The organism is Streptomyces sp. NPDC048751 (assembly GCF_043198595.1).
Taxonomy (GTDB): domain Bacteria; phylum Actinomycetota; class Actinomycetes; order Streptomycetales; family Streptomycetaceae; genus Streptomyces.
Map to the genome: position 1 here is coordinate 396298 of NZ_JBICUX010000003.1, position 12394 is coordinate 408691.

At 72.4% G+C, this 12394-nt stretch carries 13 protein-coding genes; 7 read left to right on the top strand and 6 right to left on the bottom strand.

All coding sequences use genetic code 11. The features are described 5' to 3' along the window. Positions 1 to 24: 24 nt before the first annotated feature. From ACGFNV_RS13475 to ACGFNV_RS13490, 4 genes are read right to left on the bottom strand one after another with little or no spacing between them, the layout of a single operon-like run. A complete protein-coding gene (locus tag ACGFNV_RS13475) occupies positions 25 to 894 on the bottom strand; it encodes a GNAT family N-acetyltransferase (RefSeq protein ID WP_393622052.1) in 870 nt (289 codons plus the stop codon). Further along, on the bottom strand, positions 891 to 1493 hold the full coding sequence (locus tag ACGFNV_RS13480) for a GNAT family N-acetyltransferase (RefSeq protein WP_393622054.1): 603 nt from the start codon (positions 1491 to 1493) through the stop codon (positions 891 to 893). The genes ACGFNV_RS13475 and ACGFNV_RS13480 overlap by 4 nt, the downstream gene beginning before the upstream one ends. A 37-nt stretch (positions 1494 to 1530) precedes the next feature. Beyond that, positions 1531 to 1941 carry a Zn-ribbon domain-containing OB-fold protein gene (locus tag ACGFNV_RS13485; protein WP_393622056.1) on the bottom strand — a complete coding sequence of 137 codons (411 nt, stop codon included), beginning with the start codon at positions 1939 to 1941 and terminating at the stop codon, positions 1531 to 1533. After that, entirely contained in the window at positions 1941 to 2390 is a 450-nt protein-coding gene (locus tag ACGFNV_RS13490) for a DoxX family protein (protein WP_393622057.1), read from the bottom strand. The genes ACGFNV_RS13485 and ACGFNV_RS13490 overlap by 1 nt, the downstream gene beginning before the upstream one ends. Before the next feature lie 64 nt (positions 2391 to 2454). Between ACGFNV_RS13490 and ACGFNV_RS13495 the strand changes: the two genes are divergently transcribed. The 5 genes from ACGFNV_RS13495 (at position 2455) to ACGFNV_RS13515 (ending at position 8261) form a co-directional block, all read left to right on the top strand. Further along, complete coding sequence (locus ACGFNV_RS13495) at positions 2455 to 2967, top strand: hypothetical protein (protein WP_393622059.1); 513 nt, start codon at positions 2455 to 2457, stop codon at positions 2965 to 2967. 248 nt (positions 2968 to 3215) lie between these two features. Continuing rightward, positions 3216 to 4415, top strand: a complete 1200-nt coding sequence (locus ACGFNV_RS13500; protein ID WP_393622061.1) for a flavin-containing monooxygenase — start codon at positions 3216 to 3218, stop codon at positions 4413 to 4415. Positions 4416 to 4605: 190 nt separating this feature from the next. Then, positions 4606 to 6831, top strand: a complete 2226-nt coding sequence (locus ACGFNV_RS13505; protein ID WP_393622063.1) for an acetate--CoA ligase family protein — start codon at positions 4606 to 4608, stop codon at positions 6829 to 6831. Continuing rightward, positions 6822 to 7625: an enoyl-CoA hydratase/isomerase family protein gene (locus ACGFNV_RS13510; RefSeq protein WP_393622064.1), complete on the top strand. Its 804-nt coding sequence runs from the start codon at positions 6822 to 6824 to the stop codon at positions 7623 to 7625. Before ACGFNV_RS13505 ends, ACGFNV_RS13510 begins: the two co-directional genes overlap by 10 nt. A gap of 51 nt (positions 7626 to 7676) precedes the next feature. After that, entirely contained in the window at positions 7677 to 8261 is a 585-nt protein-coding gene (locus ACGFNV_RS13515) for a flavin reductase family protein (protein WP_393622066.1), read from the top strand. 79 nt (positions 8262 to 8340) lie between these two features. On the opposite strand, the gene ACGFNV_RS13520 is transcribed toward ACGFNV_RS13515, so the two are convergent. Beyond that, positions 8341 to 9951 carry an MFS transporter gene (locus tag ACGFNV_RS13520; protein ID WP_393622068.1) on the bottom strand — a complete coding sequence of 537 codons (1611 nt, stop codon included), beginning with the start codon at positions 9949 to 9951 and terminating at the stop codon, positions 8341 to 8343. Between the two features lie 170 nt (positions 9952 to 10121). On the opposite strand from ACGFNV_RS13520, the gene ACGFNV_RS13525 reads away from it, so the two are divergent. After that, positions 10122 to 11144: an Lrp/AsnC family transcriptional regulator gene (locus ACGFNV_RS13525; protein WP_393622070.1), complete on the top strand. Its 1023-nt coding sequence runs from the start codon at positions 10122 to 10124 to the stop codon at positions 11142 to 11144. A gap of 139 nt (positions 11145 to 11283) precedes the next feature. Beyond that, positions 11284 to 11907, top strand: coding sequence for a hypothetical protein (locus ACGFNV_RS13530; RefSeq protein WP_393622072.1), 624 nt, complete (start codon positions 11284 to 11286; stop codon positions 11905 to 11907). An 8-nt stretch (positions 11908 to 11915) separates the two neighbouring features. On the opposite strand, the gene ACGFNV_RS13535 is transcribed toward ACGFNV_RS13530, so the two are convergent. Further along, positions 11916 to 12356, bottom strand: coding sequence for a nuclear transport factor 2 family protein (locus ACGFNV_RS13535; protein WP_393622512.1), 441 nt, complete (start codon positions 12354 to 12356; stop codon positions 11916 to 11918). Positions 12357 to 12394 lie beyond the last annotated feature (38 nt).

Below are 12394 nucleotides of genomic sequence, written 5' to 3' on the forward strand. Positions count from 1 at the left end.
TTGACGCTCGACTCCCTCGACGCCCTACGCCCCCTCGAAGTCGTACACCGCGAAGTCCCGCACCGGCCGGTAACCGATGCGTTGGTAGAGGGCGTTGCTGGTGGGGTTGGCGAGGTCGGTGAAGAGCAGGACCTCGTCGGCGCCCCCGGCCAGGGCGGCCCGGCTGACCTCGGCGGTCACGGCGGCCGCGTAGCCGTGGCCGCGCAGGTGGGCCGGGGTGTAGACGGGGGCCACGCGGATCTGGCCGGCCACCTCGGGGGTCGCGCCCGCCATGGAGACGGGGGTGCCGTCCGGGGTCTCCCAGAGGGTGAGGCCGCCGTGGGAGAGGCGGGCGTCGACCCAGCCACCCGCGTTCCCCGCGAGCCGTTCCCCGATGGCGTCGTGGAACTCCTGGTACCAGCGCGTCAAAAGCGCCCGGTCCGCCCCGGTGGCGAGCCTCGCCCGCCCGGCCGGGAGAGGCTGCGGCGCGGTGAGCGTGCCGAGCCGGTACAGGCGCATGCGGTCGCTCAGGGTGGCGCGGGCGCCCGTGTGGTGCTGCCAGGCAGCGGCGAACGCGGCGGCGGTCTCACGGTCCGCGTTGACGCCGGGTACGGGCTGCCCGAGCCCCGCGAGCCACCGCGCGAGGACGTCCGCCTCCCCGCCGGTGAGGGGCGTGAGGGTCAGCGGGCGCGGGGGCGTGCGGAAGAAGGCCGCGCGTACCGGCCCGTTCCGCTCCTCCAGCACCCCGAACACCGGTGGCTCGTCCCCGTAGGCGTCGGGGCCCCTCCTGCGCAGGCTCTCGGTGACGGTCAGGGGGACCGTGTGCAGAGCGGGGCGCGAGTGCAGGAAGTCCCCGGCGCGGTTCAGGAAGGCGTCGACGTCCCGCACGAGATGCCACTCGGGCGTGCCCGTCACGGCAGCTCCACCTTCGGGTCCGTGGCCAGGCGGCCGTGGAGGTGGACGTCGCGGAAGGCGTCCTGGCGGCCGGCCTCGTACATCGCACCCCGGAGCGTGCCCTCGTACGGGAAGCCGCAGCGTTCGGCGATGTGGCAGGAGGCGTGGTGGCCGAGGGCGTGGCCGAGTTCGAGACGGTAGAGACCGAGGTCGGTGAGGGCCCACTGGGCGGCGAGGGTGAGGGCACGGGTGGCGGCGCCCCGGCCGCGGGCCTCGGGGAGGATCCAGTAGCCGACGCGGGCCACGCGGAAGGCGGGGTCGATCATGTTGACGCCGAGGTGCCCCAGCGTCGTACCGCTCGCCGCGTCCGTGACACGGAACGACGCGCTGGTGCCGTCCGCCGCCTGTTCCGCCTTGCTGCGCAGGGACAGACGGGCGCTGTCGAGGTCCGTGATCGGTGTCATGGGGGTGTTCCAGCGCAGGAACTCCGGGTCGGTCTGTCCGCGCAGCCAGAGCTCGACCTGGCTCTCGGAGTCCGCGTCCCAGTGACACAACCGGAGTCCGTGACCGTGGAGTTCGGGGAAGGAGTGGGTGAGGGGCTGCTCGCTCGTGTGCGCCATCGGGCCATTCAAGCCCGAGCGGCGGGCCCGGTTCAGCTCAATTCCGGGAAGTCACGGAGGTCACGGCGCGGAACACCGGCGTCCCCTCCCGGAACACCACCTCCAGGTCCATCCCCGCCCGCAGCTCCCCCGCCGCGCACCCCACCACCTCCGTCATCATCCTCGGCCCCTCCGCGAGGTCCACCACGGCGGCGACGTACGGGGTGCGCTCCCCGAAGGGGGGCAGGTCGTTGCGGTGGACGACGGACCAGGTGTAGAGGGTCGCGCGGCCGGTGGCGGGCTGCCAGGTGACGTCCTCGCTCCAGCAGTGCGGGCAGAACTCGCGCGGGTAGTGGTGGGCCCGCCCGCACGCCCCGCAGCGGCGAATCAGCAGGCGGCCCTCGGCGGCCGCGTCCCAGTAGGCGCGGGTGAAGGCGTCGGGCTCGGGGAGGTCGTGGCGCGCCGCCATCAGAAGAGACCCAGCGCGTTGTCCAGCGACCACGTCTGCCACGACATCCCGAACAACGCCACCGCCGAGATCAGCGCCATCATCGCGTTCTGCCCCTGCTCGGCCCAGTCGTGGATCATGAGCGTGAGGTAGAGGAGGTTCAGCAACAGCCCGCTCACCAGGGCGATCGGCGTCAGGAACCCCGCCACGAGTCCCAGGCCCAGCGCCAGTTCCGCGTACACGACGACGTACGCCATCGTCCGCGGCCTGGGCGCCACCACGACGTCGAAGCCGGACCGTACGGCGTTCCAGCGGTGCTTGGCCGCGACGTCCGCCGCCCAGGCGATGCCGGTGCCGCGCTCGAACCAGCCCTTCTTGTCCTTGTGGCGCCAGCTCTCCAGCCACCACAGGCCGAGCCCGATCCTCAACACGGCCAGCCATTCCGCCCCGTTGAGCCAGATCGTGTCCATGGATCTGACGGTACGTCAGGTTGGGCGGTTGGGGAAGCGTCCCCGCGAAGCCCCGAGGAGCACCGTGAACCAACCAGTACCTGGCCCTGGCCGCCGGTTACGTCGTCGTCGAGCCCGGCGCCCGCGGCCGTACGCTGAAGAACTCCGCCGTCGAGTACTACGGCGTCGCCCCGGCCGTCTGTCCACGGGCGAGAACAACCTGTTCGGCAAGGGCACCACCCAGGCCCGCCACTTCACGGCGTACGGCCTGAAGCACGACACCACCGGGCTCACGAACAAGCGGCTCGACAGCGACATCCCCGAGCTGCTGCGGTTGATGAACCCGATGCGCTTCCTCGCCGAGAAGGCCAACCCCCGGCGCTCCAAGCACTGGTGGATCCGCCTCGGCACCAAGGACTCCGACACCTCGCACACGGCCTCCGCCAACATCGCCGCCGGCACGCACGGCCTCGGCGACGACGTCAGCCACCTCTACTACTGGGACGAGGGCCACGGCGCGAACACCGACCCCGGCGACTTCATCGAGTGGATCGCCCGGATCGCCAAGGTGTCGGGCCCCAGGGCGAAGGCCGAGTAGCCCCGGTGTCCCACTGACGTGGCGGCGCCGTCTTCCCGTCACAGAGCGGCCGCCGCCACCCACCCGTGACGCCGGGCCCCGCACAGCCGGAGCCCGGCGTCACGGCACTGCCCCACTCCCGGAAACCCCACGACCGGACCCCCTACGCCACCGATCCCACCCATTCCTCCTACACCCGTGATCAATCCGCAACCAATTCCGGTCTTGACCGAGACCCATCAACACCCCATCTGATTACGCTCGCGCTCATGGCCGACTCCACCCCACCCGCGTCCCCCACCGCGCACCCCGCCGACCGCCCCGTCTACGTCATCGGCGGCGGCCCCGGCGGCCTCGCGGCCGCCTACGCGCTGCGCGCCCAGGGCATACGCGCCGTCGTCCTGGAGAAGTCCGACCGTGTCGGGGCGTCCTGGCGGCGCCACTACGACCGGCTGCATCTGCACACCACCCGGCGCCTGTCCGCCCTGCCCGGGCTGGCGATCCCGCGCCGGTTCGGGCGGTGGGTGTCCCGGGAGAACGTGGTGCGGTACCTGGAGAAGTACGCCGAGTACCACGAGCTGGAGATCGTCACCGGCGTCGAGGTCTCCCGCGTCGAGCGCTCCGCCGACGGCACCGGCTGGCTGCTGCACGCCACCGGCGGCCGTGAACTGACCGGCGGCGCGGTCGTGGTCGCCACCGGTTACAACCACACCCCGCGCATCCCGGACTGGCCGGGCGCCGACGACTACACCGGCGAGCTGCTGCACGCCTCCGCCTACCGCAACGCCGCGCCCTACGCCGGCCGGGACGTCCTCGTCGTCGGCATCGGCAACACCGGCGCCGAGATCGCCGTGGACCTGGTGGAGGGCGGCGCCTCCCGGGTCCGCCTCGCGGTCCGCACCGCCCCGCACCTCCTGCGGCGCTCGACGGCCGGCTGGGCCTCCCAGTACACGGGTGTCCTGGTACGGCGTCTGCCGGTGGCCCTCGTCGACCGGCTCGCCAAGCCGGTCGCCAAGCTGAGCGTGCCCGATCTGTCGGCCCACGGCCTGCGCCGCCCCGACACCGGCCTCTACAGCCGGGTCAACGAGGGCGCCATCCCCGTTCAGGACGTCGGCCTCATCGACGCCGTACGCAAGGGGAAGGTCGAGATCGTGGCCGCCGTCGACAGCTTCGACGACGGCAAGGTGGTGCTCGCCGACGGCACCCGTGTCTCCCCCGACGTGGTCATCGCGGCCACCGGTTACGTCCGCGCCCTCGAGGGCCTCGTCGGCCACCTCGACGTCCTGGGCCCCAACGGCAGACCGGTCGTCCACGGCGCCCACACCCCGCCCGGCGCCCCCGGCCTGTACTTCACCGGCTTCACCAACCCCATCAGCGGCATGCTCCGCGAACTGGCCCTCGACGCGGTGAAGATCGCGAAGTCGGTGGCGAGGAACGGCGCGGGAAAGGTGTCCAGGATCCCGGGCTGAAAGGTGTCCAGAATCCCGGGCTGACCGGAGTCCCCTCGTCGGGGATCCTGGACCGGCCTCCCGGGCCGGGAGTCCCGCCGGGTCCCCCGTTCTTTGCGTGCACGCCCATTCCTGACGACCCGTCAGTTCAGTAACCTGACAGAGCGTCAGTTATTGAGCCATTGCCGTCGTCACAAGAGCGGGCGGACCGATGCTTGGATCAACCCACGGCACTCTCACCACCGACTCCCGCCGGGCCCGGGTCATCGCATGCGGCGAGCCACCCGCGCCCGCCGTCCACGGCCGCCCGGCCGACGTGGACGACCTCGACGTCAGCGGCCGTCCGCTGTACGCCGACGTCCCCGACCTGGACCGCTTCTTCCGGCCCGAGTCCGTCGCCGTGATCGGCGCGTCGGACACCGAGGGGCGGCCGAACACCGGTATCACAAGGCAGCTGCTCACCTGGGCCGAGCGGGTCGGCGCGCGTCTGCATCCCGTGCATCCGACCCGTGAGTCCGTCTTCGGCATCCCCTGCTCCCCTTCCGTGGCCGACCTGCCCGAGCAGGTCGACCTCGCCGTACTGCTGGTCGCGGACCCTCTCTCGGTGATCGCCGAACTCGCGGAGGGCAAGGTGAAGTTCGCCGTCGCCTTCGCCTCCGGGTTCGCGGAGACGGGGGCGGAGGGCGCGGCGGCGCAGGCCCGGCTGGCGGCGGCCGTCGCACGGTCCGGACTGCGGATGCTCGGACCCAACACCAACCTCAACGCCTTCGAACGGTTCCGGGACGACCTGGACGGTCCCGCCATCGCGCTCATCACCCAGTCGGGGCACCAGGGCCGCCCGGTCTTCGCCCTCCAGGAACTCGGCGTCCGCCTCTCCCACTGGGCCCCGACGGGCAACGAGGCCGACCTGGAGACCGCCGACTTCATCTCCTACTTCGCCGAGCAGCCCGAGGTGGGCGCCATCGCCTGCTACGTCGAGGGCCTCAAGGACGGCCGCTCCTTCCTGCTCGCCGCCGACCGGGCCGCCCGGCGCGGGGTGCCGGTCGTCGCGGTCAAGGTGGGCCGCACCGAGACCGGCTCCCGCACCGCAGCCTCCCACACCGGCAAGCTGACCGGCGCGGACGCGGTGGTGGACGCGGCGATGCGGCAGTACGGGGTGATCCGCGTCGACGGCCTCGACGAACTCCAGGACACCGCGGCCCTGTTGGCGCGGGCCAGGCCGCCGCGTGCGGACGGGGTCGTCGTCTACTCGATCTCCGGCGGCACGGGCGCGCACGTCGCCGACCTCGCGACCGAGGCGGGCCTGCGCCTGCCGGTGCTGTCCGAGGCCCGACAGGCCGAGCTGCACCAGTGGATACCGGAGTACCTGAACGTGGCCAACCCCGTCGACAACGGCGGGCACCCGGTCGGCGACTGGCGCGGGCGGAAGATCATCGACGCGATCCTCGACGACCCCGAGGTGGGGGTGCTGATCTGCCCGATCACCGGTCCGTTCCCGCCGCTCAGCGACCGGCTGGTGCGGGACCTGGTGGACGCGGCCGAGCACACGGACAAGCTGGTGTGCGTGGTGTGGGGGTCGCCGGTGGGCACGGAGCCGGCGTACCGCGAGGTGCTGCTGGGCTCCTCGCGCGTGGCCACCTTCCGGACCGTGGCCAACTGCCTGACCGCCGTACGCGCCCACCTCGACCACCACCGCTTCGTACGCGCGTACCGCTCCCCCTTCGACGAGGCCCCGCGCACCCCGTCCCCCTCCTTCCGCAAGGCACGGATGCTGATGCGGCCGGGCCAGCAGCTCAGCGAGCACGCGGCGAAGCAGTTGCTGCGGGCGTACGGCATCCGGGTCCCGCGCGAGCAGCTGGTGACGAGCGCCGCGGCGGCCGTACGGGCGGCCGGGCTGGTCGGCTACCCGGTGGTGATGAAGGCGTCCGGTGCGCAGATCGCCCACAAGACCGAGCTGGGCCTGGTGAAGATCGGGCTGACCTCGGCGAGCCAGGTCCGCGACGCCTACCGCGAACTCACCGACATCGCCCGCTACGAGGGCGTCTCGCTGGACGGTGTCCTGGTGTGCCAGATGGTCGAGCGGGGCGTGGAGATGGTCGTCGGCGTCACCCACGACGACCTGTTCGGCCCCACCGTGACCGTCGGGCTCGGCGGCGTCCTCGTCGAGGTGCTGCGCGACACGGCCGTACGTGTGCCGCCGTTCGGTGAGGACCAGGCGCACGACATGGTCGCGGAACTGCGCGGCCGGGCCCTCCTGGACGGGGTCCGGGGCCGCCCCCCGGCCGACCTGGACGCCCTGGTCGAGGTCGTTCTGCGGGTCCAGCGCATGGCGCTGGAGCTGGGGGACGAGCTGGCCGAGCTCGACATCAACCCGCTGATGGTGCTGCCCCGGGGGCAGGGGGCGGTGGCGTTGGACGCGTTGGCGGTGTGCCGGTGAGGCCGCCCCAGCCGTGGATCAGGACCACGACCGACCGCCACGTCACCCACCTCACCCTCAACCGCCCGGAAACCCTCAACGCCCTCACCCCCGACCAGCGCGACGAGCTGATCGGCCTTCTCGCCGAGGCCTCCGCCGACCCGGACGTACGGGCGGTGGTCCTCACCGGCACGGGCCGGGGCTTCTGCGCGGGCGCGGACCTGAGGGGCGGATCGGCTCCCGGGGAGCGGATCGCCGGAGACGTGGCCCGCACCCTCCGCCTGGGCGCCCAACGCCTCATCTCCGCCGTGCTGGACTGCGAGAAGCCGGTCGTCGCCGCGGTGAACGGCACGGCGGCCGGCCTGGGCGCCCACCTCGCGTTCGCCTGCGACCTGGTCCTGGCCGCCGAATCGGCCCGCTTCATCGAGGTGTTCGTGCGCCGGGGCCTGGTCCCCGACGCCGGCGGCGCCTATCTCCTCCCGCGCCTGATCGGCCCCCAGCGCGCCAAGGAACTGATGTTCTTCGGCGACGCCCTCACCGCCACGGACGCCGAACGCCTGGGCCTGGTCAACCGGGTGGTCCCCGACGAGGAGTTGACCAAGACCACCCAGGCCTGGGCCGAACGCCTCGCCACCGGCCCCACCCGCGCCCTCGCCCTCACCAAGCAGCTCGTCAACACCTCCCTGGACACCGACCGAGCCACCGCCTTCGCCGCCGAGGCCGCGGCCCAGGAGATCAACATGACGACGGCGGACGCGCGGGAGGGCGTGTCGAGCTTCGTGGAACGGCGGACGCCGAAGTTCAGGGGCCGGTGAGCGGCACGAGGGTTCCCATCTGACGTACCGTCAGCTTCAATGGTGCATGTGATGGGACACGCAGGCATGGCGGCGGCCGCCGTCCGCTATCTCAGGGAACACCCCGTCGAGGCGTTGCCACGCCCCGAGTTGCGCTGTGTCCGCGAGGACGAACGAGCACCGGTCGACCAGGGCGACTTCCGACGCGTCCTGGGCACCTTCGCGACCGGCGTCACCGTCATCACGGCCCCGGCCACCGAAGACGATCCCGCCCCCGCCGGCTTCGCCTGCCAGTCCTTCACCTCCCTCTCCCTCGACCCGCCCCTGGTCGCCTTCATGGTCGCCCGCACGTCGACGACATGGCCCCGCATCGCCCGCGCGGGCGTCTTCTGCGTCAACGTCCTGAGCGCCCACCAGGGCGACCTGTGCCGCGCCTTCGCGGTCAGCGGCACCGACAAGTTCGCCGGCGTCCCGTACGACCCGGCCCCCGTCTCCGGCTCCCCCCGCCTCGCCGACACCCTCGCCTGGATCGACTGCACGATCCACGCCGTCCACACCGGCGGCGACCACCTCGTCGTCGTGGGCCGGGTGAACGCCCTGGGAGCGACCGACGGGGATGTGGCGCCGCTGCTGTTCCACAGGGGGCGCTTCGTCTGAGAGCGGGAGCCGGAACCCCTGATCGAGGTCGGGCCGCCCGCGTCTGCGGGCGGCCCGGCAGTGTGCTCGGTCGAACAGGTTATGCCGTGTGCCCACCGGGATCGGCGGCGGCCGGGGTGTGGGAACGGTCCGGTGCGGGTACGGTCGGGGCGCCGTCACCGTGTGCCGTGGTTGTCCGGGGCTGCGGTCGTACCAGGATCAGGACGATCAGTCCGCCGAGCGCCGCCGCCGTCGCCGACAGCAGGAACACCCGGTCCATGCCTGCCGCGAAGGCCTGGTGCACCAGGTGGCGTGCCGCGTCGCGGTGTGCGGGCGGTGCCGCCTGGATCAGGCGCTGCGCCTGGCCGCCGGCCAGCGCGGAGGCCGCCCTGTCGGCGTCCGGTACCGTGCCGGGGCCGGCCAGTACCTCGGCTGCCCGGCTGGTGAAAACCGCGCCGAAGACGGCGATGGCCAGCGTCATGCCGAGTTGGCGGAACGTGTTGACCGCCCCGCCGGCCACCCCCGCCTGACGCGGCGGCACGGTGGAGGTAGCGGCCGACACCAGTACCGGTGTGGCCAGGCCGACACCGATACCGCTGACCACGAGACCCCACATGAGCGCGGCCCGTCCCGCGTCGGCCGTCATCCCCGCGCGCAGCAGCAGCATGCCCGCCGCGACGAGCAGCAGACCCACGCCGATCGGCAGGCGCGGGGCGAGCCGCTGGATGTGGCGGCCGGCCACGGCGGCCACCAGGAACGACGCCCCCGCCAAGGGGGTCAGCGCGAGGCCGGCCGCGACCGGGCTGAGGCCCAGGACGGACTGCAGCCACAGGGAGACCAGGACGAGCCAGCCGAACGCACCGGCCTGCAGCAGCAGCGCACCGCTCATCAGGCCCGCGAAGGACGGGCGGCGCAGCAGCGCGGGATCCAGCATCGGGGCGCCGCCGTGCCGCGCCGTGCGGTGCTCGATCACCACGAACGCGGCGAGCGCCAGAGCGGCGACGGCGAAGGCCGCCACGATCCCGGCCGAGGTCCAGCCCGCGTCCGTGCCGCGGATGAGCCCGTAGGTGAGCGCGCCCGCGGCGGTGGTGAAGGCCGCCGCGCCGGGGGCGTCGATGCGCCCCAGTGCGCCGGGGGCGGACGCCTTGCCGGTGCCGGGCCGGTCCGGGCGCACCACGCGCAGCGTCATCGCGATGGCGACTGCGGCGATCGGCAGGTTGACGAAGAAGATCGCCGGCCAGCTGATGTGCTCGGTGAGCAGGCCGCCGAGCAGGGGGCCCGCCGCAGCGGCGGCTCCATTGACCGCACCCCACACGCCGAAGGCCGTGCCCCGGTCCTTGCCCTGGTAGGTGGTGATCAGGAGGGCAGGCGAGGTGGCGAACATGGCCGCGCCGCCCACGCCCTGCACCACACGGGCGCCGACCAGCACCCCTGCGTCGGGGGCCAGGCCGCACACGAGGGAGGCCAGGGCGAACAGGCCCAGACCGTAGACGTAGAACCGCCGATGGCCGAACCGGTCCGCCAGGGAACCGGAGGCCAGCAGCAGGGCCGCGAGGGCCAGGGCGTAACCGTCGATCACCCATTGCAGCAAGGTGAAGGAGGCGTCGAGGTCGTCGGCGATGCTGGGCAGTGCCACGTTCACGATGGTCACGTCCACCAGCAGGACGAAGGCGCCCAGGCAGACCGCCGTCAGGGGCCACCACTTGCGCATGTCGGGTCTCCGTTCGGAGTTCGAGATTCGGAATTCGGAGTGCGGAGTGCGGGATACGAGTTCGGACCAGGCGTGCTGTCCGGCACCGAGAGCACCGAGCGTTGGCGACCCTCAGGTGATCCTGTTAGCCAGAGCCCGCCCTCTGCGCGGATCCGACATGATGGGGTGCTGTGATGACCTATCTCGACATCCCTCATCGCGCCGACCGCGCACTGTCGGACGAGGACATGGCGCTCGCGCAGGCCCTTCAGATCAACGGACGGGCCTCGTTCAGGGAGATCGCCGACGCCCTCGGCGTCTCCGACCAGACCGCCGCTCGCCGCTGGTCACGGCTGCGGTCCTCCGGGAGGATCCGGGTCCTGGGGCTGACCGATCCCCGACGGATGGGGGACTCCGGCTGGCTCGTACGCGTACGGTGCACGCCCGACGCGGCCTCTTCCATCGGGGAGGCGCTGGCGCGGCGCACGGACACCACCTGGGTCCATCTCAGCTCCGGCGGCACCGAGATCAACTGCTTGGTGCGGACCCGCGGCCTGGGTCTGGACGACTCACCGCTCCTGCAGAAGCTGCCGCGCACGCCCCAGGTGGTGGACGTGTCGGCGCACTGCCTGCTGCACATCTTCTTCGGCCGGGACCTGAGCCCGATCAACAAGCGCGGACCGCTGACGGCCGCGCAGATCGAGGCACTCACCCCACGCGTGACGCCCGAACCGGCCCCGGACGACACGCCTCCGGTGACGCTGGACGACAGCGACCGGCACCTGCTCGACCTGCTGGCCCGGGACGGCAGGGCGGCAGCCGGAGAGCTGGCCGCGGCGACGGGTCTGTCCCCGTCGACCGTGCGCCGCCGCATCGCCGAACTCACCGTGTCCGGCGTTCTGTACTTCGACGTCGAATACCACCCGGACGTCCTGCGGGAGAACTTCGGGGCCTCCCTGTGGCTGGAGATCGACCCGGCCCACCTCGCCACCGCGGGAGCCGCGCTCGCCGCACACCCCGAGGTGGCCTTCGCCTGCGCCGTGACCGGTACGACGAACCTCTACGCCAGCGTCGACGTCCCGACCGCGCACCTCTTCTACCGCTACCTCACCGAGTCGGTGGCGGCCCTGCCCGGCCTGCGCCACACCGCGACCACCCCCATCCAGCGCACCATGAAGGGCGCAGGACCCTACCTCCCGGCCGGAACGCCGTGACGCACGACAGCGCCTACGGCACCCGGCACTCCTCGCGCGAGGGTGCGCGCCGACCCTGAGGGCTTGTCAGGGTTGGGCGAGGGTCTTCTCGGGGCGATGCCTGATCTCGCGTACGGGTGCCGGCGGACAAGATCGACACATGACGAACCGACCTCGAGGAACCCGCCGGACCGCGCTGACGCGGACCGCTTTCATCGCCGCACCGCTGTGCATGCTCGCCTACGGAACCATCCGGCTCTCCGATCCGGACCACGGCCCGGGGCTTGCCTGGACCAGCGGTCATATCGCCCTGATCGTCGGGGTGTTGCTCTTCGGTGCGATCTTCATGGGCCTGCTGCGACTGTCGGAACCGACGACCGGCGCGGCACGGCTGAGCGCACGCGTGGCGGCGTTACTCGGGCTGGTGGGGACAGTGGCTGTCACCGCCCAGGGCGTCATCGATCTCGTCGTCGGCTTCCGGGCCGACGACCGGGCCGGAATGGAGCGACTCTTCCAGGACATACAGAGCCACCCGGGCGTGATGCCCGCGGTGTACACGGTCGGCCCGATGCTGTTCTACGTCGGCCTGCTGTGGCTGGTGATCCAACTCGCCGTACAGCGCCGTATCAGCGTCTGGCGTCCCGCGCTGGTGGTGCTCGGCACGGCGACCATGGCCGCCAGTCTGGATCTGCTGCCGCTCGGCGGGCTCCTCTTCGCCGTGGCGCTGTCTCCCCTGGGGCGCGATGCGGCAGCTCCCCGCGCCGCGCACATACAGCTGTCGTAGTCCTGGAGCTACGGCGTGCACGCCTCGGCGATCGACAAACTGTTCTCGTAGAGGTGGTGCCGGGTGATCCGGCCGTCCTCGACGGTGAGGCGCAGGGCGAACGGGCCCTCGAAGGACTTGCCCGTCGCCCGTACGGTCCCCGACAGGTGGCCCATCAGGACGGCGTCGGTGCCGTCGACGAGGAAGGTGTCGACGGAGGCACGGGCGTCCTCGGGCACGGTGTGCTCCATCAGCTCCGCGCCCTGGGCGGCGCACTCCGCGGCGGTGGACCGCGGGCGGATCCACGGCGCGGCGGGGTTCTCGGCGAGCAGCCAGTCGACCTCGTCGGCGAAGAGCGCGACGAGCCGCCCGGTGTCCCCGGCCGACCGGGCGGCGAGGAACTCCCCCACGACGGCCCGGGTGGTCTCGGCGACCGAACTCGTCGTGCTGTCAACGGACTTGACCGACATGGCGCTCTCCTCGCGGCTGGGGTGCGGGTTCTGGCGGG